At 50.5% G+C, this 25,935-nt stretch carries 19 protein-coding genes and 1 tRNA gene; 11 read left to right on the plus strand and 9 right to left on the minus strand.

The genetic code is table 11. The annotated features are described in order from the left end of the window. Window positions 1–33 precede the first annotated feature (33 nt). Window positions 34–966 (plus strand): thioredoxin-disulfide reductase, encoded by a 933-nt coding sequence (gene trxB, locus ACDC99_RS02370; RefSeq protein ID WP_044079499.1) that lies wholly within the window; start codon window positions 34–36, stop codon window positions 964–966. 308 nt (window positions 967–1,274) lie between these two features. On the opposite strand, the gene ACDC99_RS02375 is transcribed toward trxB, so the two are convergent. Beyond that, entirely contained in the window at window positions 1,275–2,240 is a 966-nt protein-coding gene (locus ACDC99_RS02375) for a hypothetical protein (RefSeq protein ID WP_370755689.1), read from the minus strand. A 237-nt stretch (window positions 2,241–2,477) separates the two neighbouring features. Here ACDC99_RS02375 and ACDC99_RS02380 point away from each other — a divergent pair, with 237 nt between their 5' ends. Beyond that, window positions 2,478–2,717: a helicase associated domain-containing protein gene (locus ACDC99_RS02380; protein ID WP_022316764.1), complete on the plus strand. Its 240-nt coding sequence runs from the start codon at window positions 2,478–2,480 to the stop codon at window positions 2,715–2,717. 1,828 nt (window positions 2,718–4,545) lie between these two features. On the opposite strand, the gene ACDC99_RS02385 is transcribed toward ACDC99_RS02380, so the two are convergent. From ACDC99_RS02385 to ACDC99_RS02415, 7 genes are all read right to left on the minus strand, one after another. Beyond that, window positions 4,546–5,835: an MFS transporter gene (locus ACDC99_RS02385; RefSeq protein WP_022317640.1), complete on the minus strand. Its 1,290-nt coding sequence runs from the start codon at window positions 5,833–5,835 to the stop codon at window positions 4,546–4,548. 16 nt (window positions 5,836–5,851) lie between these two features. After that, window positions 5,852–9,673, minus strand: a complete 3,822-nt coding sequence (locus tag ACDC99_RS02390; protein WP_370755691.1) for a DUF4922 domain-containing protein — start codon at window positions 9,671–9,673, stop codon at window positions 5,852–5,854. A gap of 35 nt (window positions 9,674–9,708) precedes the next feature. Beyond that, complete coding sequence (gene nudC / locus ACDC99_RS02395; RefSeq protein ID WP_022317642.1) at window positions 9,709–10,497, minus strand: NAD(+) diphosphatase; 789 nt, start codon at window positions 10,495–10,497, stop codon at window positions 9,709–9,711. 31 nt (window positions 10,498–10,528) lie between these two features. Continuing rightward, window positions 10,529–12,268, minus strand: a complete 1,740-nt coding sequence (locus tag ACDC99_RS02400) for a bifunctional metallophosphatase/5'-nucleotidase (RefSeq protein ID WP_370755693.1) — start codon at window positions 12,266–12,268, stop codon at window positions 10,529–10,531. 66 nt (window positions 12,269–12,334) lie between these two features. Next, window positions 12,335–12,460 carry a hypothetical protein gene (locus ACDC99_RS02405; protein ID WP_262503099.1) on the minus strand — a complete coding sequence of 42 codons (126 nt, stop codon included), beginning with the start codon at window positions 12,458–12,460 and terminating at the stop codon, window positions 12,335–12,337. Between the two features lie 244 nt (window positions 12,461–12,704). Beyond that, window positions 12,705–13,406 (minus strand): hypothetical protein, encoded by a 702-nt coding sequence (locus tag ACDC99_RS02410; protein WP_370755695.1) that lies wholly within the window; start codon window positions 13,404–13,406, stop codon window positions 12,705–12,707. 428 nt (window positions 13,407–13,834) lie between these two features. Beyond that, window positions 13,835–15,523: a transposase gene (locus tag ACDC99_RS02415; protein WP_042517040.1), complete on the minus strand. Its 1,689-nt coding sequence runs from the start codon at window positions 15,521–15,523 to the stop codon at window positions 13,835–13,837. 439 nt (window positions 15,524–15,962) lie between these two features. On the opposite strand from ACDC99_RS02415, the gene rlmN reads away from it, so the two are divergent. The 9 genes from rlmN (at window position 15,963) to ACDC99_RS02460 (ending at window position 24,426) form a co-directional block, all read left to right on the plus strand. Then, entirely contained in the window at window positions 15,963–17,006 is a 1,044-nt protein-coding gene (gene rlmN / locus ACDC99_RS02420; RefSeq protein WP_042518752.1) for a dual-specificity RNA methyltransferase RlmN, read from the plus strand. A 45-nt stretch (window positions 17,007–17,051) separates the two neighbouring features. Then, complete coding sequence (gene pdxA, locus ACDC99_RS02425) at window positions 17,052–18,167, plus strand: 4-hydroxythreonine-4-phosphate dehydrogenase PdxA (RefSeq protein WP_370755698.1); 1,116 nt, start codon at window positions 17,052–17,054, stop codon at window positions 18,165–18,167. 24 nt (window positions 18,168–18,191) lie between these two features. Next, window positions 18,192–19,187, plus strand: coding sequence for a lysylphosphatidylglycerol synthase transmembrane domain-containing protein (locus tag ACDC99_RS02430; RefSeq protein WP_288772293.1), 996 nt, complete (start codon window positions 18,192–18,194; stop codon window positions 19,185–19,187). Window positions 19,188–19,255: 68 nt separating this feature from the next. Continuing rightward, window positions 19,256–20,509, plus strand: a complete 1,254-nt coding sequence (locus ACDC99_RS02435) for a sigma-54 interaction domain-containing protein (protein ID WP_044079493.1) — start codon at window positions 19,256–19,258, stop codon at window positions 20,507–20,509. A gap of 70 nt (window positions 20,510–20,579) precedes the next feature. Next, a complete protein-coding gene (locus ACDC99_RS02440; RefSeq protein ID WP_044064789.1) occupies window positions 20,580–21,077 on the plus strand; it encodes an LptE family protein in 498 nt (165 codons plus the stop codon). Window positions 21,078–21,147: 70 nt separating this feature from the next. Then, window positions 21,148–21,903 (plus strand): hypothetical protein, encoded by a 756-nt coding sequence (locus ACDC99_RS02445; protein WP_044064760.1) that lies wholly within the window; start codon window positions 21,148–21,150, stop codon window positions 21,901–21,903. A 9-nt stretch (window positions 21,904–21,912) separates the two neighbouring features. Continuing rightward, window positions 21,913–22,317 carry a preprotein translocase subunit SecG gene (gene secG / locus ACDC99_RS02450; protein ID WP_022317651.1) on the plus strand — a complete coding sequence of 135 codons (405 nt, stop codon included), beginning with the start codon at window positions 21,913–21,915 and terminating at the stop codon, window positions 22,315–22,317. A 92-nt stretch (window positions 22,318–22,409) separates the two neighbouring features. After that, window positions 22,410–22,483 (plus strand) — tRNA-His (locus tag ACDC99_RS02455). 281 nt (window positions 22,484–22,764) lie between these two features. Further along, window positions 22,765–24,426 carry a putative transporter gene (locus ACDC99_RS02460; RefSeq protein ID WP_303221677.1) on the plus strand — a complete coding sequence of 554 codons (1,662 nt, stop codon included), beginning with the start codon at window positions 22,765–22,767 and terminating at the stop codon, window positions 24,424–24,426. A 251-nt stretch (window positions 24,427–24,677) separates the two neighbouring features. Here the strand turns inward: ACDC99_RS02460 and ald are convergent, their stop codons facing one another. Continuing rightward, a complete protein-coding gene (gene ald / locus ACDC99_RS02465) occupies window positions 24,678–25,784 on the minus strand; it encodes an alanine dehydrogenase (RefSeq protein ID WP_042518741.1) in 1,107 nt (368 codons plus the stop codon). Window positions 25,785–25,935: the final 151 nt, after the last annotated feature.

Here is a 25,935-nt window from a genome sequence, read left to right on the forward strand (position 1 = left end):
ACAGAATAACGACTTTAAATACTAAATTATAATATGGAACACGTAAAATGCTTGATTATCGGTAGTGGTCCTGCAGGATACACTGCTGCTATTTATGCTTCAAGAGCAAACTTGAAGCCAGTTGAATATTGCGGTCTGCTCACCGGTGGCCAGCTCACACAGACCACTATGGTGGAGAACTTCCCCGGTTATCCTCAAGGAGTGCTTGGCGGACAGATGATGAACGACATCCGCGAGCAGGCAGAACGCTTCGGCGCTGACATCCGCGACGGCATCATCACTAAGGTGGACTTCAGCAAGGCTCCCTACAAGGTGACAACCGAAGAGGGCGTTGAGATTGAGGCGGACACCGTGATCATCGCCACTGGAGCGTCTGCAAAGTATCTCGGACTTGACGACGAGAAGAAATACAACGGTATGGGAGTGTCAGCATGTGCCACATGCGACGGATTCTTCTATCGCAAGAAGACCGTTGCCGTTGTGGGCGGTGGCGACACAGCCTGTGAGGATGCCCTCTATCTCGCCGGTCTGGCAAAGAAGGTATATCTCATCGTGCGCAAGCCATTCCTCAGAGCCTCTAAGGTGATGCAGGAGAGAGTGATGAACGCTGAGAACATCGAGGTGCTCTTTGAGCACAACACCATCGGACTCTATGGTGAGAACGGTGTAGAAGGCGCACATCTCGTGAAGCGTCGCGGCGAGGCAGACGAGGAGAAGGTTGACATCCAGATTGACGGTTTCTTCCTCGCTATCGGCCATAAGCCAAACTCTGACGTATTCAAGGAGTGGCTCGAGACCGACGAGGTGGGTTATATCAAGACCATCGACGGCACACCACGCACCAAGATTCCTGGAGTGTTCGTTGCCGGCGACGTTGCCGACCCAGTATACCGTCAGGCCATCACGGCTGCAGCAAGCGGTTGCAAGGCTGCGCTTGAGGCAGAGAGATATCTCTTGAACAAGTAATTATCTCTTTGAGAGTTTCGTGAATATGCAGCCCGTAATGGTGGGCTTGCAATAGGGTAGGAGGAAGATGAAATATTTTTCCTCCTATTTTTATGTCCTTCTGTCAGGGATTATAAGAATAAAGCAAAAGGAGCGAAGAATCAGATTCCTCACTCCTTTCTTAGGTCTGCATTACCTTAATATATCCTGATGTCTTTTATGCTTCAAAATCCTTTTACCTATCGTTTCTTTAATATAGTATGTTTAATCCTTCTTTCCAGTCAGCCTTGTGTTGTATATATGATATAAGTCTTCTTTCTTTTATCCTTTTATCTTCCGAATCTTCCACCGCCACCGGAACGTCCGCCGCCTCTTGATGAACTGTTGCCGCTGCCGACAGACCTGTTGTTCGACGAACTGCTGCGACTCGGTGTGAAGGTGTTGGCTGGGCGGGAAGAACCGCCTGCCGGACGATATATTCTCGTCGGGCTGTTGTTGAAGCTGTTGCCCCTTGATGATCTGCCTATCTCTTGGCTCACTGTCGTGCGAGAGCTGCTCAGATTCGTTGTGCCGTTGCCGGTGCCTCTCCTCGGTGTAGTGCCTCTGTAGCCGCTGTTGTTGTCGCGTCTGTTGTTGCCGCGGTCATAGCGTCCGCTGTTGTTGTCGTCGCGTCTGTTGTTTCGGTCGTAGCGTCCGCTGTTGTTGTCGTTGCGTCTGTTGTTTCGGTCATAGCGTCCGTTGTCATGTCTGCGGTCATGGCCTCTTTGTCCGCGGAAATCGCCACGGTCATATCTGTCTCTCATTCCAAAGCGGCTCTCTCCTGGGCGAGGTCCGAAGGTGCGTCCGTGATACCAGCTGCGTCCGCCGTTTCTGTGCCAGCTGTGTCCGCCGTAGTATGTGGCATAGAATGCTGGTCTGCCGAAATAGAAATATGTGCGGTTCGGGTAGCGTACATAGATGCTGAATCGCCACACGCCGTTGGTCCATATAAGCGGACGGTAGAAATATGCCGCTGAGCAGAAGGCGTTATACTGCCAGTCGAAGAGGATATAGCTGAGATCCATGTTTCTTCTCGTCCAGTATGTGCCGTAGAGGTCATCATAGGTGCTTATGCTCATCAGATAGTCGAGGTTCACCTCGTATGCTGCCTCATACTGCTCATCGTTCAGGTTCAGCTCGTAAGCCATCTTGTCGGTCAGGAAGAGTGCTCTGTCCCTTGCCTGCTCGTAGCTCATCGCCATTGTGGATAGTGCCACGGTGAGAAGCAATGCCATTGATAATATAAACCTTTTCATGATCATTGTGTTTTATGTTCGTAATGTTCTTTTCTCTGGTGCAAAGAAACAACAATTCCCGGTGCTGCCAAAGGGTTTTTCCCTAAAGTGGGAGGGAAAATCCCTATAAGTGTTTTCTCTTTTTTGAAGTGTTAGTTTATTGTTGTACTTTTGCGGTCTCCTTGTTTACTTGTATCTTGCCTGCTTGTCAACTAGCAGAGCAAGTTGAAAACTTGCGGAATATATAATATAAGGTGTATGGCAACAGTGAATGAAACCAAATGGCTGGCCAAGTATCAGCAGCTAAAGGACTATGTGGAGCAGCATCATCAGCTGCCCGACAAGAAGAAGGTGGAGAACCGGGGACTGCTCAACTGGTGGAAATACAACAAGAAACTGGCCAAGCTGGACAAACTCTCAGAAGAGAAGCTCCGGATGCTGCAGGATTTGTCTGACAGCAGGATAATAAAATCTGACAAAAAGGCATTGTTTTTGTAAATATTATGTACATAGTGTCATGCGTTTGTCATATATTTGTATATATTTCCGCTTATTTTATGTCAATTTACTAACAGCAAATATATGCTTTCTTTGATTGATATCAATAAAAAGCGTATGAAACGACTATATCCCCTCTATTTGTTGTGTGCGAACACAAAAGGCATTAACTTTGCAACTGAAAAGATAAAGATAAAAGCTGCAATAAGAGCAGCAGGTAAGAAGATTGTTTAACGATAACTAAAAAGAGAAAGGAAATTGATTATGTTGACATTTATGTTAGTAACAGCATGTGTAGTAGCTTTTGCAGTATTGGCAAGTGTTGGAATGAACATCGGCATGAAGCTCTACAAGTAAATTTTCTGAAGTATTTGAATTTTAGAAAGTATTAGAGAGAATCAGTTTATTTGTATACCCGCTCGCATGAGAGGGTGTAACCGGAGCGGTTGAATGGCGACTTCCATGTCGTTGTTCAACCGCTTTTCGTTGTTTTTGGCCCGCAGATTTAGACAAGAACCTGGATAAACCCAAGGTGGATGATTTTCCTGCCGACTTCAGCCCCCACCTGGTCTCAAACCCATCCTAACCTTCCCAGAGGGAAGGAACAGATTACTCCGGCTATCGACGACAGCCCCCACCTAGCCTCCCCCGAAGGGGAGGGATAGATACTCTTGTGTCTGATTATCAGACGGTTATCAATAGTCAGAGTAACCTACATCTCCCCTACGGGGGAGAACGAGAGGGGGCTGAAACCAGAAGATAAGCCGTTGCACAAGCACTTGCAAATCCGGCTAAATCCCAATCCCTTTCGCCCGTCCTGATTTTCCCCCACAGCGTGGGGAATGAAACCCCACATTAGGGGGTTCTGTTCCCCACGCTGTGGGGGAAAATCAGGGTCTATGTCTTAGACATCACAAGTCTATATATCAGACCATGAATACAACCGGAATATAACATCAAAACGGGCGTTAGACCATCTAAATCCCCCAAGTAGTTGATTACACCAAAGGCTCGGAAATATCGGGCAGATTACAATTTGTCAAACAATACATCCCTATGCCATTCGAGGAATTCTTTTCGTGGCATATAGTCAAGGGCTTGGTTCAATGGATTGCCGATGTATCGTATGAAGAATTGTTGATAATAGCTTTATACATGCGAATGATACTTCTATGATACTTCTGTGACACTTTTTTGTAAACAAGAAAGAAAAGTGTCATTGGGGTAATGTGCAGGAGGTCAAATGATTAGGTGCGGACGGGGACTCCAGAATGAGACTATGATACTTTTTTGTCCAAAAAATGTTTCGTGTGACTGGGATAAAGGGAGTGTCAACAGATGCTTTTTGAAAAAAACAGGGATACCTCCTGTCTGCTTGTTCTCTGATTACCTATAGACAAAAACCAGGATAAACCACAAGTCTTATGATACAACAATAATAAGTCCTTATGATGTAATATGGGAATTCATAAGACTTATGACAATATGATGCTGTAATTACAACAATGGCTGTGACAATAGAAATGAATATCAGCCCCACCTAGACTCAAACCCATCCTAACCTTCACAAAGGGAAGGAACAAGTTACTCCGGCTATTGACAACAGCCCCCACCTAGCCTCCCCCGAAGGGGAGGGACAGATACCTTTAACTGTAGATTGTTGCTTGTAGTTGCTTGATTGTCAATAGTTTGTCATTAACAATGGTAACCAGCTTCTCCCCTACGGGGGAGAATGAGAGGGGGCTGATGTGATTGTCTGAACTCATTTCGGACTAACCAGTTCCTTCCCTTTGGGAAGGTCAGGATGGGTTGTCATTTTAATGTGTTATCATTCCTCTTCAGACGTTTCCTTTCCGAAGTCAGGGTCTATCTTCAGGAATGCCGTTACGAGGAACGTGATGGTGCAGCAGAGCATCACGATGATGAAGAACGTGCGATAGCCCAGCATATCCTTCATATATCCCGACACCATGCCCGGGAGCATCAGTCCGAGATATGATATTCCGGTGCAGATGGAGTAGTGGGAGGTCTTGAACTTGCCCTGGCTGTAGAAGAGCATGTAGAGCGTGAGCACGGTGAATCCCAGTCCGTATCCGAACTGTTCCACGAAGAGACACGACGACACTACGAAGAGGTCGGAGTTGAGCGAATAGCTCAGATATATATACACCACATCAGGCAGAGTGATGGCACACACCATCGGCCACAGCCATTTCTTCATACCGTCGCGGCTCACGAGATATCCGCCGAGGATTCCGCCGAGCAGCAGACCGATCAGTCCCACCGTGCCGTTGGCGAGTCCGTATTCCTGTGGCGAGAGTCCCAGACCGCCCTGGGAGTTGGGGCGCAGGATGAATGTCTTAGTCATGGTGTTGAGCAAGGCCTCCGGAAATCTGTATAGCAGCAGGAAGAGCATTACGCAAAGCGTTTCAGAAGCCTTGAACTTGCTGAAAAACGTGGTGAACATCGTCTTTATCTCGTTAGCCACCTCTGTCATGCTGCGTTGCGTATGAGCGTCATCTGCAGGTTTCGGCATAGTGCGGCAGTGGAGCAGCCACATTCCCAGGAACAGTCCGGCGAGCCCATAGAATATCAGAGCCCACGAGAATTTTATCTGATTGCGGAACACCACCTGCAGCACTCCGGCGAGCGACACGAGAATGCCGTTGACGAAGATTATTGCGAGTCTGTAGAATGTGTTTCTGAGCCCCACGTATTTTGCCTGGTTGTGGTTGTCGAGTTCTATCATGTAGAACCCGTCGGCAGCCACGTCGTGGGTGGCGCTGCAGAAGGCGATGATGAAGAACAGGCACATGGTGGCCTGAAACCAGAATGCCGTAGGTATGCTGAACGCTATGCCAGCCAATGCGCTGCCGATGAGCATCTGCATGGCGAGCACCCACCAGCGCTTGGTCTTCAGGAGGTCGATGAACGGGCTCCACAGCGGTTTTATCACCCACGGCAGAGCCAGCCATCCGGTGAAGAGACCCACCTCAGTATCGGTGAGTCCCATTTGCATATACATCACCACGGAGAGACCCGTCACGATGGCGTTTGGCAGTCCCTCGGCGAAATATAGGGTGGGCACCCATGCCCACGGAGATGTTTTAGTCTTCATTTTTGTTTCGTTGTTTTCAATAAATATCCTTTATCTCGGCGTTGCGATAGTAGTGGAGTAGAATCTGACGGTAGTCGAAACCCTTTTCTCCCATCACGGCAGCACCTATCTGACACAGTCCCACACCGTGTCCCCATCCGGCTCCCGTGAGTTCGAACCGCTGCGGCACACCGTCGCTGCCGATGTCTTTGCGGTCTACCACGAATGCCGAGCTATAGAGGTGAGAGTCGCTCAGGGCGCGTCTTATCTCCAGTTCCTTGCCGATGGTGAACGAGCGTTCGGTGCCCACTATCAGCAGTTTGCTTATCCTGCCACTCTTTCCGCGTTCCACCGCCTTGAGGTCGATGATGTCGCCGAGGTTCATCTTCAGTTTCTCATCCAGCAGACTCTTCAGCTTCTGCTGAGTCAGAGTGACGTGCCAGCGGTAGAAGTCTGCAGTCTCCTGGTCGTAGTCGTTGAGCACCTCAGAGAGCACCTTGGCATCGCTGGTGTTGCAGAAGCTCTCCGGACTCGTCCTTATCCATTTCTCGGCATTCTCCTCGATGGTGAGGTCGGGCACGCTTTCGCCGCCGTCCTTCATTCCGCCCTCGGTATCCCTGACGGCGATGAGATATGGTTTTGACACATCCTCCCAGCAGTATTGGAACTCCTCGCTCACTCCACCGCAGCATTTCGAGAACCTGGCGTCGCAGATGTCGTTGCCGTTCATGAGAATCTGTCCTCTCGTCAGCTTTATCGCCTGTGCCACGTGAGGCGACGTCTCCTTAGTTATTCCCTGATAGCGCTGGCAGTGGTCGTCGGCACACACGTCGAATATGGTGTGGTCTTCGCGGTCGTACCAGCGGATGAGCATGTCGTCCTTCTTGACAAACGAGAAAAAGTTGTTGCCGCTCTCAGCCACTTCCATCCTCTTCTTCATCTGTGCGAGCAGCCATGAGCGGGAGATTACGGCGTGAGCCTTGAGCAGTTCCAGACTCGATGTGGCGCTCATCTCGCTTGAGATTACGCTTTCGAGATATTTCTCCACAGGCAGACTGTTTATGGCGCATATCTTGTCGGCCTCCACCACGAGGTTCAGTTCTCCCTGGAAGGTCTGTGTCTCCTTGCGCTCCCAGTGGAAGTTCACACCGATGGTCACGTCGAAGAGCGAGAACGACGCCTTGTCGGTCTTCGGTGAGAAACAGAGTTCGCGGTATTGGTTGCCGTTCCACAATATTCCACCCTCAGAGAATTCCACCACCTGTCTGCCGGTGATTATCTCACCCTTGGCAGAATACTCGCCGTTGAGCGAGAACTCAATCCTCTCGCCGCTCACTATTCCCACGTGAACGTTGGGCTCGCGGCGCTTGGGGCATATTATGCTCGCTGCCGAAGGTTTGTTGGCATTCTCCTTTATCTTCTTTATCACAGAGGCAAACTCCTCGTCGTTGAGGCTCACCTCACGCAGTATTTCTATCGCCTTCTCTGCCGTGAGGCTCTTGAAGTCGGCCTCTCGCGGCGTTATTATCATTCCAGCCATGTCGAGAGCTCCCGGACTGATCATCAGCGAACCCTCGGCCTCAGGAGCCGACAGGTCGGGATAGCATGCCGGACGGTGGCGGCGGCGAGGGAATACCACCGAGAGATATTCGTCGCCGTTTCTCCAGCTCACGATGTTCATCATCGGCTCATAGTCGTCCTTTGCCATTGGCAGCGCCTTGTAAACGAATTTGAACAGTTCGGCGTCACCCTTCAGACTCTTGCTGCGGATGAGCAGTGCCGGCGAAGGATATTCGTTTATCACGGAAATGCTCTCGCCGTCGTTGTTGGTGAATATCTCCGTCATGTTGCGGCAATAGCGTTGCCATCCCGTCTGCAGCGGCAGCAGTCCGCTCGTGCCGGCCTGGAAATGACAATGGTCGGGAGCCGACGCTCCGCATTTCGGACCGTTGTAGAACACCATCAGCTTGGGGAACAGCGTGAGCAGACGGTGTATCTCGCTGTAGTTGTGGTATATTGCCTGTGGCTGGTGGGTGAGCTTGGGAATCGTGAAATGTGCCGGCAGGATAGGGTAGGGGTTGACGAGAAGTTCGAAGTCCTTGTCGACAGTCTTAGACATCTGTTCCTCAGGACGGTTCTTGCGGCAGAGGAAGCACGGACGCTTCTCCAGACTCTTCTTGTCTATCCTTGCCCCTGTGGAGACGATGCGTGCCGGATTGAACTGCACGATGATGTTGTTGCCTTCGCTGTTGAGCTGGCGCTGCTCCACATTGTGAAGGTCGCGGAAGTTCTCCCTTGCCAGATCCCACTGCTCCATCTGTCTGTTGAAGAAGCGGTGGAGCGAACTGTCGTCGCTGAAGTCCATCATTCCCTTCTCTATCTGCTGTCTGGCAGAGAGCTCTATTGTCCTGATTCTGTCTTTATACAGGTTGTTGGCATTCACCTTCTCTATGCTCAGAGCGGCATCGCTGTTTCCGCCCCATCGGCGGCAGAGATACAGTTCGGAGAATATCCTGCCAATCCTGTAGCGGCGACAGAAGGCGAGCGCCATGGCATAGTCTTCGCCGTAGCTCGTGTTGGGGAACTGCAACTGCCGGAGCAGCGGTGTGAAGAAAGCGCGTGGCGCTCCCAGTCCGTTGATGCGCAGGGCGTTGTTGCATCCGTTGTCGTCGGTCCATTCCGCATGGTCTATCAGTCCTGGCGGCAGCGTGTTGAGGTTGAAGTCACACATGCGGTAGCTTCCGATGATCATCGCTGCATGCTGCTTGTGGAATTCGTCTACGATAGTCTGCAGCGTGTTTTCAGACGAATAGAGGTCGTCGCTGTCGAGTTGCACGGCGAATTTTCCGCATCTGCTGTCGTTCACCGCCACGTTCCAGCATCCACCGATGCCGAGGTCGGTACGCTCAGGCACGATGTGTATGAGCTGAGGCTTTGAAGGGTCAGCATGTTTTGCGGCATATTCTTCCAGAAGAGTCGTAGTGTTGTCGGTGGAGTGGTTGTCTACCACGATGACGTTGAATCTGAATTTCGTCTTCTGTGCCAATGCGCTGTCCACGGCGTCGCAAATCGTCTTCTCACGGTTTCTGACCGGTATTATCACCGATGCCTCGCATGCGAACTGCTGCTCGTTGAAGTCAGGAGTCTCATATCCGGCGGTGTCGATGAATGCTCCCACCTCCTTGAGATGCGCCGTGACGGCTTTTTCCATCTCCACCTGCACCTCACGGTTGCGCGGGTTGACATAGTCGAACTGCTTCTCGCCGCTTGTGCGGGTGTCGCTCTCCTCTTCTGTATAGAGATATTCGTTGAGATGGAAGATGGAACCGTTTCTGCTTATGAACAGGCGCAGGTCGTACAAACCGGCATACATGTAGCCGGCATCAGGGTTAGTGGCGGCATATTCCTTTATCAGCCTGCTCTTGAAGAGCATCACGCTTCCGAAGTCGAAGTCGTCGCGCAGGCTGCCCGCCTGATAGTCTATCACGGGGTGTGCCACGGTGTTGCCGTTCTCCACAGAATAGTGGTCGCTGTATACCATTGCCGCATTGGTCTCGGCAGCCACCCGGATCATCCTTCTCAGAGCATAGAGTCCGATGGTCAGCGGTGTGGACTTGGTGTATATCATCGTGTATTCGCTGTCAGTATTCTCGGCGATGCTTATCATCGTTGCCGACGACATGATATTGTCTACGACAATCATCGCACATCCCTCTGGAGCGGCGTTCTGCATGGCGAAGTCTTGCGAAACGAGCAAGTTTATGTGTTTCACTGCCCTGCATTCTCTCAGCTGGTTCACCGTAGGCATCACGGCCTCGATGTCGGCGCATGGCAGAAAACAGTCTGTCTTTATTATCATGGTGTGTATAAATTGTTTTTTTTGTTTGTTGTTCCTTATTTCATTCCGTTGTCCTTCTCTCCTTCGAGCCATGCGTCGATGAGTTTGCGGGCTATGCTCAGCTTTTCGGGGATGGTGGGCAGGTTGTCCTTGCGGAACCATGCTCCGCGGGCCAGTTCCGAGGTCTGCAGCTTTATCTCTCCGCTCACGTAGTCGGCATTGAAGCCCACCATCAGTCCGCAGGGGTAGGGCCAGGGCTGCGAACTGAAATAGCGCAGGTTTGTGATTTCGAGGTTTGTCTCCTCCTTCACTTCGCGGTGTACCGCCTCTTCGAGTGTCTCTCCCGTTTCAACGAATCCAGCCACGAGTCCCATGAAGTTGGACTTGAAGTTTCTGGCATGCACGAGCAATACCTCGTCGCCCTTGTGTATCAGCACGATAATCGCCGTGGCGAGCTGGGGCCACACCTCCTTGCCGCATTCCGTGCAGCGCTTGCTGATGTCGGTATGCATTTTCATCGGCGAACCGCATACGCCGCAGAACTTGGTGTTCTGGTCCCAATACAGCAGTTCTTCGCATTTTCCGGCCTTGAGATACAGTTCCTTGGTTATCTTGTAGTAGCTCTGGCGCAGTCCGCACATCTCATATCTCGGATTGTCGGTCACGGGATGGTCGATGGAGTATGTGCAGACCGCCGTGTCGCCCAGCGGACTCACGTTCATCATGTTTGTCCACGGTTTCGTCTCCGTGGGGGCGTTCTCGCCGTAGGGTATGGTGTAAGTGCCGTCGGGCAGTTTTTCGAGCATCAGGTCTCCTTTGCAGAAGACGAAAAACAGTTTTTCCATTCTTTTGTCTTTTGAGTAACAGTTTTCTGTTTTATCTTTTGAATATCAGTTTTCTGTCGCGTTCGAGTGCCGGCTTGGTCCATTTCTCCGGCACGAAACGCCAGTTCTTGTTAGGCTTGGCATATATCGTTCCCTCGCTCTTTATTTTTTCTGCGAGATAGTGGCGCATGTCGAGCTTGCTCTCGTATTCAGTGCGTCCCGGCAGTTCCTCCTTTGCTATTCCGGCACCTCTGGTCAGCAGTTCGCCGCCGCCGTTAGCCCGATAGCTGTTCATCACCACCCGATACCATTTCTTGGCGTTGAAACGCTTGCCGTCAGACATCCTCAGTATCTTCACCTTCTTGCCCTCCGGTTTCGTCACGTCCACCTCATAGTCTATTCCGGCGGCGGAGTCGAAGTTGAAGGTGAAGTTCTTGAATCCGAACTTCTGCATGTCACCAGTATTCCTCTCGTCGATTAGCATGATATGGTCGTCGGGCGATTTCATCTGGTTTGTCCACAGGGCATAGCTCATTTCGAGATAGTTCTTTATCTCCTCGCCCGTCATTCTCAGCACACAGATGTTGTTCTCGAATTTGTATAGCTTGAACATGTCGCTCATCAGGATTTTGCCCTTGTTGAGCTTCGTGTTGAACTGCAGCGGAGCGTTGAACGACACGTCGGCATTTGTTATCGCCAACTGCAGGTTGTGGATGAGGTCGGTGAAAGCCGAATTGCCGAAGAAGCAGTCGCGGGTGTATATCGTGTCGGCAAGTTCGCCGATGGGGGCATTGATGAATCCCTTTATCTCGTCGATTTCCTTGGCGAAGTGGGTCATATATGCCGAGTCAACGGGTTCGTTGCAGATGTCGCGCACCTCACCGGTTATCTTCTTCTCTGCCACCTTGCCGTCGCGCAGCGTTATCTCCACTTCAGCGTCGGCAATGTTCACGGCGTTGCACGAAGGGTCGAGACACAACACCTCTCTTCCTGTCGCATTCTTCACCACCGCCTTCCTTGCGTGGTGATCGTGGCCAAAGAAGAGGATGTCGAAGCCATCCACGTTTTTCGCCGTGTTCTCCGTCTCGTCCTCGGTGTAGTCAGCGTTTTCTATTCCGCCGTTCCATCCGCTGTGGAACAGTCCCACCACCACGTCGGGACGCTCCGTCTCTCTCAGTCGTGCTATCCATTCCTTTGCCGACTTCTCTATGCCGTCGAAGCGCAACCCCTTCCATAGTCTCTCGCCGAGCCAGCTCGGTATGGCAGGTGTCAGCATTCCTATCACGGCGATTTTCACTCCGTCGCGCTCTATGATGGTGTATGGTTTCACGTATGGTTTTCCTGTGGCGGTGTCGATGATATTGGCGCCCAGCACCGGTGCGTTCATCTCGCCAATCCATTTGTCATACACGCTGTGCCCGGTCTCCACGTCATGGTTGCCGAAGGTGGCGGCGTCGTATCGCATATAGTTCAGAATGTCCGACACGATGTTGCGCTTGTCGGTAGCCACATAGTTGTAGTAGTAGCATGTGGGCTGACCTTGCAGGATGTCACCGTTGTCGAGCAGTATCACGTTGTCGCCATACTCCTGTCGCAGTCTGTTCACGTATGAGCTGACCCTTGCCAGCGATCCCTTGGCGTCTCTCCGCTCTATGAAGTCGTAGGGGAAGAAGCTGCCGTGGACGTCGCTCGTCTCGAGAATTCTCAGTTTCACGGTCTTTGTCTCTTGTGCCGTTGCCGGGCAGGTGGCAGCCAGGGCGATCGCTGCCGTTATCAGTGTGCTTATTTTCATAATCTGTATTGCCGGTTGCTTGTTGCGCTTCCGGTGTTTGTTCGTTATTGTTTGTAGAAATCCTTCTTACTGCAGCAGACTTTCCCATTGGCGGGCAAGACCGTTGTGATGCGCCTTTCTGCGCCATGCTTCCATTGCCTTGGCGAAGTGTGGAGCACCTCCAGCAGCATTGTTGTAAGGATTATTATACAAAGGTAGTGTAAAACTTGCGGATAAAAAAACATTCAGCGGAATTTGTTGACAATTATAGCGGTGGGCTTTCTGTATTTGGGGTTTGGGGGTAACGGCATAATGACCGTTTTGCTGCAAGTAGTTGTCAAATATAACATCGAACGTCCTGATGACTGATTCGGGTTAAGGCAATAAACAATCAACCCAAACCAGTCATCAAGACCGATTTGGGTTGAACGATGTTTTATGAAAAAAACGGCAAGACTTATTTCCTGATCTTCTTTCCGTTCATGATATATATGCCTTTCTCAGGCTCATTCTGGAGCTTCATTCCGTTGATTGAATATTTCTCTCCGCTCTTCGTTGCGTCTTGTGAGACACCGTCGACGGACATGGGTCTGCCGAAGTCGGAATATGAGAATATCAGTTTGCCGTCATCGTAACACTCAAGAAAGTATTCCATATGGCTTGTGAGCGCACTTTCGCCAGACCATATTGCCATCGTCGCTCCAATACCCTCTACCCAACATATGTATTCGTCCGATCCACTTTCAGAGAAAGTGATACGTTTGCGGGTTACTCCGTTGACTGTGATGTAGTCAACATCGGTGACTACAGGTCCGTAAGTTACTCCTTCGTAAAGATAATCGCCCTTTTGCTTGTTGAAATCAAGCATTAAGAACGGGTTGTCGCCCAATAAGCCATAGAGCTTTCCGTCTTCCTCATAAGCTGCGGTGGTGTAGCTTGACTTATGGTCGTCTTTTTGGTAGTCTATTAATATCTTCTTCCATGTCTTGCCGTTTATTACAGTATCCCCCGAAACTGTATAAGTTTCGTATTTAGGGCGGTCACAAAACATTTCCAATACCTTCCAGCTTCTCCCTTCTTTCAGCATCCTTGTGTCTTCCTGTGCGAAGACGGTTATGCTTGTAATGAGCATAAAGATTACCGGTAAAATTCTTTTCATAATTGTTCCCTCCATATTTTATTTGTTGTTGAACGTGATATCGCTTTTCGTATTCGATAGGTGGTACTACAAGTTATGTGGTCCAGAGTGATCTTTTACGTCAGAGAGGATGACTTGTTTTGCTTGTGGCATATCTAATAAATTGGTGATGCGTTTATTTTTATGGTATGTATGGGCTTGTTTTTTGCAAATATACATTATTTTAAAGAATTATGTTCACCCCCCAGGCCGTCCGAAAACGGCACTTTGAGGCATATCACAGTTGGCAGAGCCGCTATTGCGACTCCACCTGAGCCCATTTAAGGGCATATAAGTTTTCATCTTAAAAAATCAGTTTATGTTAAACAATTCGTCATAAGGGCTAAAAATTGCCGCTACGAGCATACTTAGAGCGTGTTTTTGATGGTATATGATTCCCCTAAATAAATTTATCGGAGTGCAGCAACAAGGGCTAGCACACCTCTGAGACTTATGGCACGACGAAGGTTGTAAGATAGGCAGAAGAGGCCCATCTCAGCACTGACTTTGGCAAAGCCTTTGAGTAAGAAATAGTATTGTCCAAGAGTTCGCTTCATGGTTCCGAAAGGATGCTCGGAGAGACATTTGCGATTGTCCATTTTATTCTGGTCAAGGTGAAGGACATAGCGTACGACTTTCTTCACTACCTTCGTTCTGGGAGGTTTCGGTTTGTCCTTGTTCTCTTCCTTGAGTTGCTTGCGCTTAGCTTCGGTAGCCTTTATCAATGTATCCTTATTAAAGTCGACCTCCTTGAACCTCTGGGCAGTACACTTGCATTTGCATTTCTTGCATGCCAGTTTGTTGCAGTAGCGTATCATGCCGTTTCGTTTGATTGACTTCTGTCTGAGGATTTCACCCTGCGGGCAATAGACAAGATTACGTTCGGCATCCCTTACAAAGTATCCTTCAAGAGCCTTGGCACGCATCTGCTCGGGAGTCATCTTCAGTACTGCGGAGTCAACAACATCGGTAGCGAATTCCTTGACCTCAGCAGTCTGTGCATCGGTCAGGATTCCTTCGTAAACATCAGGTATTACGCCTGCCTCCAAGCATGCTTTCAGGTCTTCCGGCTTTGTGCTTGCCTTCTGTTCATCGGTTATGGTTGCTTCGTTGTAGTCAAATTGGACTTGCTCCGTACATCCACCATCACGCTGGATGACGTTAGGTATGATACCATTTGCCAGTGCGTCAGCATGATCCTCAGGACACTCGTAGCCTTTGTCTGCAGTGGTTTCAAGAACTGGCACATCGTAATCAGCCTTTATCTCAGAAGCAACGTTGGTTATCTGACCGTGGTCAGTAGGGTTGTTGGTTACCTGAAAACCAGCTATCATGTGGCTCTCGGCATCAACAGCAGTCTGCACGTTGTAGCCTACACAGAAACCCTCGTTGGCTTTCATCAGTCGGGAATCGGTATCGGTAAGAGAAATCTGGCTTTCGCCACTCTCCTCAAGCTGATTTCGGTAGCCCTCGTAGCGTTCCTTGCGCTCCTTGCATACATCAAGTTTGCGCTGAATCTCATCCTTTGAGAGTTTGCGTCCTTCTTCATGGTCGTAAGCGTCAAGCTCCTCCATGTAGATGGAGATGTGTTCGTCAAGACGCTTGATTCGGTCATCGAGCTTGCTCAACGTAAGATTATTGTCCTTGGCATTTACAGCCTTGAACTTACTGCCGTCAATGGAGATGTACGACTTGGAAAAGAGCTTCAGTCCCATGCAAAACTTATTGAACTCCTTATATACTTTGGTGATAGCCTCCTTGTTATCCTTGCGGAAATCAGAGATGGTGCGGAAGTCTGGAGACAGTTTGCCGAGCAGCCACATAACCTCAACGTTACACTTGCACTCACGGGCAAGCTTGCGTGAGGAGCGAACCTGATAGAAGTAACCGTAGATGTATAGCTTGAGCAGATCGCGAGGATTGTAACCAGGAGTGCCGGTCTCAGCGGGTGTACTGCGGATAAATCCCAGTTCATCCATCTTGAGACGGTCAACGAATGCATCAAAGAGTCTTACGGGAGCGTCAGCCTCCACATACTCGTCAATGCAGTCTGGGAAAAGAACCCTCTGTCGCCTGTCAGAACCTTTCTTGTATGCCATATCTTATCGTCTTAATTTACTATAAAGGTACGAAAAATACTTGAGAATAAAGACGATTCTGAGTTAAACAACTATAACAAAACAAACAAAATCACACGACTGGTAACGAATCTAACCTACGTGGCTATAGTTTTCGGACAGTCTCCCCCCAAAAAAAAACAAAAAGATGTGGATTTTCTGTATATTTTGCTATTTTGCACGAAAAATGCACCTAAAAAACACGTTTAAACATCCCCAATGTTCGTCAGATACACTTCTTTCTTCATCCGCGGAACAGGCAGTCAGGGCAGATGCCGGTAGTCTGTAGTGGAATGTTGCGCTATTGTGTTGCGCTATTCTGCCGTAAACCGATATGGATTTGTGTGAAAATCTTGTGCATGTCAGAATTTATTAGTAAGTTTGCAAATCAGAACAAGACGTAAATACACGATAAAAACAAATGGCAGAAAACAAGACACCGCTTGTCGCAATGACGCTCGACGAGCTGAAAAATGCGGCTAAGGAACTCGGGATGCCGGCATTCACCGGAGCACAGATGGCAAAATGGCTCTATGGGAAAGGAGTGCGTGACATCGACGAGATGACAAACTTATCGAAGGCTAACAGGGAGAAGCTGAAAGCCCGCTATGAGGTGGGCGGCATGGATCCGATAGACTGTCAGAAGTCTGTCGACGGAACGATAAAATACCTTTTCCCCACGGCAAGTGGAAAGTTTGTCGAGACGGTGTATATCCCCGATGGCGACAGGGCTACGCTCTGCGTGTCGTCGCAGGTGGGATGCAAGATGAACTGCCTCTTCTGCCAGACCGGAAAACAGGGTTTCGAGGGTAACCTCACCGCTGCCGACATACTGAACCAGATATATTCGCTGCCCGAAAGGGAGAAGCTGACCAACGTGGTGTTCATGGGGCAGGGAGAGCCGATGGACAATCTCGATAATGTATTGAGAGTGACGCAGGTGCTCACCGCCGACTATGGCTTCGCTTGGAGTCCGAAGAGAATCACCGTGAGCAGCGTGGGAGTGAAAAACAAACTGAAGAGATTCCTCGACGAGAGCGACTGCCATGTGGCGATAAGCATGCATTCGCCGATACCCGAACAGCGCGCCATGCTGATGCCGGCAGAGAAGGGAATGTCGATAAAAGACGTGGTGGCGCTCATGCACCAGTATGACTTCACCCACCAGCGCAGACTCTCGTTCGAATATATCGTGTTCGGAGGACTCAACGATTCTATGCTGCACGCCAGAGAGATAGTGAAACTCGTGGAAGGACTGGAATGCCGGGTCAACCTCATCCGCTTCCATCAGATACCGAATGTGGACCTGCATGGAGCGAGTGATGAGAAGATGGCATCGTTTCGCGACTATCTCACCAAACACGGCGTGTTTACCACCATTCGGGCGAGCCGCGGACAGGACATCTGGGCAGCCTGCGGACTGCTCAGCACCAAGCGCATGCAGGAAAGCGGTGAGGAGAAATAAGAAAACTACTATACCAGATACTTACAAAACAGAATATACACAGCAATGGAAGATAGAAAGATAAGAGTCGCCATAACACACGGCGATACTAACGGAATAGGATATGAGGTGATTTTCAAGACCTTCGCCGAACCGACGATGCTTGAACTCTGCACACCGATAATATACGGTTCGCCAAAGGTGGCGGCATACCATCGCAACGCACTCGGCATACAGGCAAACTTCACTATAATAAATAAGGTGGAGGATGCCGTAGACGGAAAGGTGAACCTGCTCACCGCCTTCGATGAAGACGTGAAGGTGGACATGGGAATGCCGACCAAAGAAGCTGGAATGGCTGCGCTGAAAGCCCTCGACAGGGCGATGGAAGGTTTTGCAGGCGGAGGCTACGACGTGCTCGTCACCGCACCGATAAACAAGAACGACATACAGGGCGAAGGATTCCATTTCTGCGGACATACCGAATATATCGAGGAGAAAGTGGGAGAGGGCCAGAAGGCACTCATGATTCTTGCCGGAAGACAGCTGAGAGTGGCGCTCGTCACCACCCATCTGCCGATAAAGGACATCGCACAGGCGATAACCAAGGAGGCGATAGTGGAGAAATGCACCATTTTCAACAAGGCGCTGAAGAGAGACTTCAACGTGTCGGCACCACGCATCGCCGTACTCTCGCTGAATCCTCATGCCGGTGACGGCGGAGTGATAGGCACGGAAGAAGAGACGGTAATCAAGCCGGCAATAGAAGAACTGTCAGATGCCGGTATTGACGTCTTCGGACCATTCGCCGCCGACGGATTCTTCGGTCATGGCACATACACGGCATTCGACGGAGTGCTCGCCATGTATCACGACCAGGGACTGGCTCCTTTCAAGACCATCGTGGGCGACGAGGGAGTGAACATCACTGCCGGACTGCCTATCGTGCGCACGTCGCCAGACCATGGCACGGCGTATGAAATCGCCGGAAAGGGCGTTGCCGATGAGGCGTCTTTCCGTCAGGCTGTCTACGATGCCATCGACATATTCAGAAACCGCATCAACTACGACGAACCGCTGAAGGATCCTCTCAAGAAACTGTATCATGAGAGAAGAGACGACAGCGAGAAAGTGAGATTCGCTGTGCCGAAGCAGAAACCAAAGGCTCCTGCGGCAGAGTGATAGAAGTATAGGAGAACTCCATAGATGAGCAAGAAATACCAAAACGGTTTCTTCGTCTTCGGACTCGTGGTGCTCGTCATAATGGTGACGCAGCTCGACTTCAAAGAGGTGTGGAGCGGATTGCAGAGAGCAGGATACTGGTTCTTTGCTGTCGTGGCGCTCTGGCTCGGACTATATGTCATAAACACCCTGTCGTGGTATGTCATCATTCGTCAGGGCGGCAGCGGCAAAGACAAGACACCGTTCTCATTCTGGTGGCTGTATAAGGTCACGGTGTCCGGCTTCGCCCTCAACTACGCCACACCCGGCGGACTGATGGGCGGCGAGGCATACCGCATCATGGAGCTGGCACCGAAAATCGGAACGGAGAGAGCCTCCTCGTCGGTCATCCTCTATGTGATGACCCACATCTTCAGCCACTTTTGGTTCTGGCTCCTCTCCGTGGGCATATATCTCATCACGCAGTCTCCTACGATGCCCATCGCCGTGATACTCGCTCTGACGACGGCATTCTGTATGCTCGGCATCTGGTTCTTCATGCGCGGATACAAGAAAGGTCTCGCCATGATGCTCACACGATGGCTGAGCAAGATGCCGTGGATGGGAAAATGGGCACGCCGACTGATGGAGAAGCAGGGCGACAAACTCCGGGAGATAGACACCCAGATAGCGGCGCTCCACAAGCAGAATCCCGTGTCGTTCGTTTCGGCAGTGGTTCTCGAACTGCTTTGCCGTTTCCTGTCCAGCTTCGAGATAATGTTCGTGTTGCTCGTGATAATGCCGGAGGTGAGCTATCCGTCGTGCGTCATAATCCTGGCGTTCACGTCGCTTTTCGCCAACCTCCTCTTCTTCATCCCGCTGCAGCTCGGAGGCCGTGAGGGAGGATTCATGCTCTCGGCGTCGGGACTCGCCATGGCGGCAAGCAGCGGCATCTTCGTGGCGCTGATAGTGAGGATAAGGGAGCTGATATGGACGGCAATCGGCTTGATGCTGATAAAGATGGAAAGAACAAAAAAGTAATAAAAAGACAAAAAAACAAAACACACTGCCGAAGAGTGGATTTTATTGTGTAATTTTGTCGCAATTATATGAATACATCAGATCTTCAGAAAATAAAGCAACGTTATAACGTCGTGGGAAACTGCGATGCGTTGAACCGTGCGCTCGACGTCGCCTTGCAGGTGGCGCCGACAGACTTGTCTGTGCTCATAATCGGAGAGAGCGGCGTGGGAAAGGAGATTATACCGAGGATAATTCATGACAACTCGCCACGACGACGGGAGAAATACTTCGCCATAAACTGCGGTTCCATACCGGAAGGCACCATCGACAGCGAACTCTTCGGCCATGAGAAAGGTTCCTTCACAGGAGCCATAGGAGAGAGCGAAGGATATTTCGGAGTGGCAAACAAGGGCACCATATTCCTCGACGAAGTGGGGGAGCTGCCGCTTGCCACACAGGCAAGGCTGCTGAGAGTGCTCGAAACGGGAGAGTATATCCGTGTGGGAGGTCAGAAGATAATGAAGACCGACGTGCGCATCGTAGCCGCCACCAATGTGAATATGCGCAAGGCGGTGAGCCAGGGACGCTTCAGAGAAGACCTGTACTACAGATTGAACACCATCCCGGTGCAGATGCCGCCGCTGCGCGACCGTGGCAACGACATCCTGCTGCTCTTCAGACTCTTTGCCATGCAGATGGCGGAGAAATACAACTTCCCGAAGATAACGCTCGACGAACAGGCTCAGGCTATGATGCTCAAATACAAGTGGCCCGGAAACGTGAGACAGCTGAAGAACATCACGGAACAGATGTCGGTGCTCTCGCAGCAAAGGCTGATAACGGCAGAGACTCTGCTGCATTACATCCCGCAAGACCCGGAGACGACGCAGCTCGTTGCCATGGGAGGAAACGGCGGCAGCGGAGAACAGCACTCGTATGAGAGCGAGCGCGACCTGCTGTACAAAATCCTCTATGAACTGAGAGGTACCGTGGCCGACCTCAGAAGAGAGGTGGATGAACTGAAGAAGAAAGTGGACGGAGGACATTCCGACGCACCACGCCGGCTGGAGCATTTCGGCAGTTCCGATACTGTGCCAGCCATTATTCCGCAGCAGCATGGTGATGTCAACAGCAGGCAGACAATCGAACCCTCCGTACAGGATGCCGTGGCAGAGGAGATTTCTGAACCTGAAAGCCTGAACCTGGAGAACGTGGGACGCCACATGCTGGAGAAAGCCCTCGAAAAGAACGGCGGAAACAGGAAGAAGGCGGCGCAGGAACTGGGAATCTCAGACCGCACTCTGTATAGAAGAATCAGACAGTATGGACTCGACAAATAACCATAGTGTGAAGACAATGAAATCAAGAAACAAAGAGAGCCGCAGACTCTCTGTATATAATAAAGGTGTAATGACCGTTGCCGTGGCAATCATCGCCATGGTGATCACGGCATGCAGCGTGTCGTATAAGTTCAATGGAGCGAGCATCGACTACAACAAGACCAAGACGATACAGATCGCCGACTTCCCGATACGCTCAAGCTATGTGTGGGGACCGATGGCGAGTATCTTCAACAATCAGCTGAAAGACCAGTATGCCAACCACACAAGACTCATACAGGTGAAGAGAAACGGCGACCTGAAAGTGGAGGGAGAGATTACCCAATACTCACAGCGAAACAAGGCAGTTACGGCACAGGGAGAGTCGGCACAGGTGGAACTCTCAATGACGGTAAACGTGAGGTTCACAAACAACGCCAACCATAGCGAGGACTTCGAAAGACAGTTCACTGCCACCACCACCTACGACAGCCGCCAGTCGCTCAACTCCGTACAAGAGGAATGTGTGACGCAGATGGTGAAAGACATCACCGACCAGATCTTTAACGCTACAGTGGCAAACTGGTAGGATGTGACAAACCGGCTAGATATAACAAAGACCTATATATTAACAAGATAAAACTACCGACGACAAGAATATGGATTTAGGGCAACTGATAAAACACCCGGAGATGATGGACAAGGAAACGCTGTACGACCTGCGTTCCCTCGTGGCCCTGTATCCATATTACCAGACGGCGAGGCTGCTCATGCTCCAGAATCTGTATGTGCTCCACAGCCAGTCGTTCGACGAGGAACTCAGAAAGGCATCGGTGTATTTCACCGACCGCCGTGTTGTCTTCAAACTCGTTGAGGCTGCCCACTACAAGCTGCGCAATGCCGAGGAGAAGACACAGAAAAAATACCATTCAGAGGAAGGCGAGAGCCGTACGATATCGCTCATCGACCAATTCCTCGACACCCTGCCCGACGATGGCGACGAGACGGACAACTCGGCGCCACGACGCAAGCCCACTCCGGCAGACGCTGCAGTAGACTATGTGTCATACCTGCTCGAAACAGAGAGCGAGGCGGAAAAAGAGGCAGAGAAGGCCAATCCCCACATGAAGGGACAAGACCTCATAGACAACTTCATCAACAACGAGGGAGGGAAGATAGAACTGACGGATGCTCCCGACAGTCCACCCGAAGAATACGACAAGACAGAGGAAAATGATGGCGATGAAGGGGTCTTTACCGAGACTTTGGCGCGAATTTACATAAAACAAGGACAATATTCAAAGGCTTTGGAAATTATTAAGCGATTAAATTTGAAATATCCAAAAAAAAATGTTTACTTTGCAGACCAAATTCGCTTCTTGGAGAAATTAATAATAAATAATAAATACAAATAACAAAAGAAAATGTACACATTATTCTTAATTCTTATCGTTTTGGCAGCAGTGCTGATGATAGCTATCGTCCTGATACAAGAGTCTAAGGGAGGTGGTCTGGCATCAAACTTCTCTTCATCAAATTCAATCATGGGTGTACGCAAGACCACAGACTTCGTTGAGAAGGCTACATGGGGACTGGCAATCTCATTGGTTGTTTTCAGCGTGGTTTGCGCATATACTGCTCCTCAGGCAGATGGCTCACAGAGCGTGATGGAGAACGCTACAGAGGCTCCACAGACAAATCCTAACAACGTGCAAGGCTTCGGTGCAGCCCAGAAGGCAGCTCCGGCACAGGGCGCCCAGAAGGCAGCTCCAGCAGCTCAGCAGGGTGCTCCAGCAGCAGCTCCAGTAGCTCCAGCACAGGGAAAATAAAGAAAAAAGCAAAAAAGTACGTGAAATATTTGGAAGTTTCAAATAAATCACGTACCTTTGCACTCGCTTTGAAACACTAAGCGTTTTACATGGTGGCTGTAGTTCAGTTGGTTAGAGCGTCAGATTGTGGTTCTGAATGTCGTGGGTTCGAGCCCCACCAGCCACCCAGAAGAGGAAGTCTTTAAGAGGCTTCCTTTTTTCGTTTTATAAGGTTTGTGCAACGCCACCTCGTATCTTCTCAACTCTTCTGTCCTCGTCACCTCGTATCTTGGGTCAGCGGATTTATTTGTCCTCTTCATCTTGTCATCTTGTCATCTTGTCAGCTCGTCACCATAAACCATTATTTCAAAAAGCATTACCGTTTTACACTCAAATCGGAAAATTTCCATTACCTTTGCAGCCCAGAGAGATTTCTGTTACATAACAACAGGTTTTAAGAAAGCAAAAATGGAATGGATTGAAAGTCTTTTCACGATACACTCTGCCGTGCAGAGCATTGTCGTGTTGTCCCTTATTGTGTCATTAGGACTAGCCCTCGGCAAGATCCACATCAGAGGAATATCCCTTGGTGTGGCATTTGTCTTCTTCATCGGCATCGTGGCAGGTAGTCTGCATCTCTCGGCATCCCCAGAGATGCTGAATTTTGCCGAGACGCTCGGCTTGTCGCTGTTTGTATATGCGCTCGGTCTTCATGTAGGTCCCAACTTTATCGGCATGATGCGCCATGACGGCGTGTCGCTCAATGCGTGGAGCATGGCGCTTATAGCCCTGGGCACGGTGATGGCACTCTCTTTGTGCCTCGTGCTGCCGGTCAGCGTGCCGGATATGGTGGGAATACTCTGTGGAGCCACCACCAACACCCCAGCCTTGGGAGCTGCCCAGCAGGCTCTGTCCAATGCACACCTGTCGAGTAGCGGTGCTGCCCTGGGATGCGCCGTTACATATCCCCTCGGTGTAGTGGGAGTGATTTTCGCTATGATACTGCTGCGCAAGTTCTTCGTCACTCCCGACGACCTGCAGCCTCACAATGCAAATGATGAAGACCAGACCTTTGTCGGTCAGTTCGTGGTAGTAAACCCTGCCATTGCAGGCAAGACGCTGGCTAAGGTGTCGCAGATGACCCACAACCACTTCATCGTGTCTCGTATCTGGCGTGGCGATGACGTCATCGTTCCCAATGCCTCCACTATTGTCCAGTCTGGCGACAACGTGCTCGTGGTGACAAGGCGCGACGAGGTGTCTGCCATGGAGGTGCTCTTCGGCAAGAGGGTGGAAAAGAACTGGAACCGCGACCATATCGACTGGAATGCCATCGACTCCTCGGTGGAGAGCCGTGTGGTGGTGATGACACGCACGAAGCTGAACGGCAAGCCCCTCGGTTCGCTCCACATGCGACAGATCTATGGGGTAAACATCAGCCGCGTGATGCGTGGCGACATCAAGCTCCTTGCCACCGACTCACTGCATCTGCAGTATGGCGACCGCGTAACGGTAGTAGGTACACCAGACAACATCAACCATGCCGCATCGTTCCTCGGCAACGCCATACAGGATCTCAACGAGCCAAACCTCAGTGCCATCTTCTTCGGACTGCTGCTGGGACTGGCTGTCGGCATGATACCGTTCTCCATCCCAGGCATGAGCACACCGGTGAAGCTCGGCATTGCCGGAGGTCCGATCATTATGGGAATCATTATCGGAGCGTTAGGCTCGAGAGCGCATTTCATCAGCTACACCACACGTTCGGCATCGCTCATGCTGCGCAAATTCGGACTGTCGCTCTATCTCGCCTGTCTCGGACTTGCTGCCGGCAAGGATTTCTTCGCCACGATAATCCGTCCTGAAGGACTGCTGTGGGTGGGAGTGGGATTCCTGCTCACCGTTCTGCCGCTTATCATCATTGGAGTGATAGCCCTGAAGACCAAGAAATTTGACTTCGGCACTATCTGCGGTCTGCTTTGCGGAGCCATGGCAAACCCTATGGCATTGAGCTACGCCAACGAGACCATCAAGGGCGACAGGGCATCAGTGGCCTACACTTCGGTTTATCCTCTCGGCATGTTTGTCAGGGTTATCATTGCCCAGGTGATAATAATGTTCCTGGTTTGACCCAAAGCGGTAATCAGACCATTCAATGTAATATTTTACAACTGCTTGCAGTCTTTTTTCAGAAGAACGGATTTGTCAGGCGGCTTTTCGCTTGTCATACTCCGATATCAAAAATGGAAGGGAAAGAGAATCATATCGTGATGATATGAAATCTCTTTCCCTTCTGGCTTTTTTCCGCGACGCCACATCTTATCACTACGATGCGGCATCTTTGCTTTCCCATGATGTCACATTATATGTTCTATGCTTTTTCAAAGCTCCACGGGCTCGTATTCCAGTCCGAACACGTCTGCCACAGCCTTGAATGTCACCTTGCCGTTCACGATGTTCAGTCCCCTGTATAATGCCGGGTCATCCTTGCATGCCTTTTTCCAGCCCTTGTCTGCAAGTGCGATGGCATATCTCAGCGTAGCGTTTGTCAGCGCCGTTGTTGAAGTGTTTGGCACCGCTCCCGGAATGTTGGCAACGGCATAGTGCACAATGCCGTCCACGGTGTATACAGGCTCTGAGTGGGTCGTTGGCCGGGATGTCTCGAAGCATCCGCCCTGGTCTATTGCCACGTCAACGAGCACCGTTCCCGGCTGCATGATCTTCAGCATGTCTTTTGTTATGAGGTGTGGGGCCTTGTCTCCCGGCACGAGCACGCTGCCCACCACGATGTCGGTGTCTGGCAGCATCATTCTGATGTTATGTTCAGTGGAGTATAGTGTATGTGCGTTTACCGGAAGTTCCATTTCGAGCTGGCGCAGTCTTGGCAGCGAGATATCCGTTATCCATACGTCGGCACCCAGTCCGCATGCCATTCTCGCCGCAGCCTCTCCCACGGTGCCGCCGCCCAGTATCAGCACCTTCGTGCGGTCTACTCCCGGCACACCGCTGATGAGCTTTCCCTTGCCGCCCTTGGTCTTCTGCAGATAGTAAGCGCCGTTCAGCGTAGCCATGCGTCCTGCCACCTCGCTCATAGGGATAAGCAGCGGCAGCTGATGGTTGTCGGTTTCCACAGTCTCGTATGCCAGACACACGGCACCGCTCTCAATCATGGCATCGGTGAGCCGGCGGTCGCAAGCGAAGTGGAAGTATGTGAATACCAGCTGGTCCTTCTTTATCAGTTTGTATTCAGCCTCGATAGGCTCCTTCACCTTTATTATCATCTCCGCCTCCTTATAGACCGCTTCGATGTCGGGCAGTATGGCAGCCCCCACCTTTTCGTATTGGTCGTCGCTGAATCCGCTGTTCTCTCCAGCTGTGTGCTGCACCACTACCTGATGGCCATGGCGTATCAGTTCTGCTACTCCGGCAGGTGTCATGCCGACTCTGTTCTCGTTGTTCTTGATTTCTTTTGGAATACCGATCTTCATAATGATGTGGTTTTAAGGTTAGACATCGCTTTTCCGCCGTAAATATATGAAAAAATCGGATTACTTGTATTTGTGTCGGTTAAAAAAGTAACATTTTTATATTAAAACTATACGTTTTGATTGGTTGGTTTTGCAAAATGATACAGTTGTG

Origin of the sequence: Prevotella pectinovora (assembly GCF_041323955.1) — a bacterium.
GTDB classification, from domain to species: Bacteria; Bacteroidota; Bacteroidia; order Bacteroidales; family Bacteroidaceae; genus Prevotella; species Prevotella pectinovora.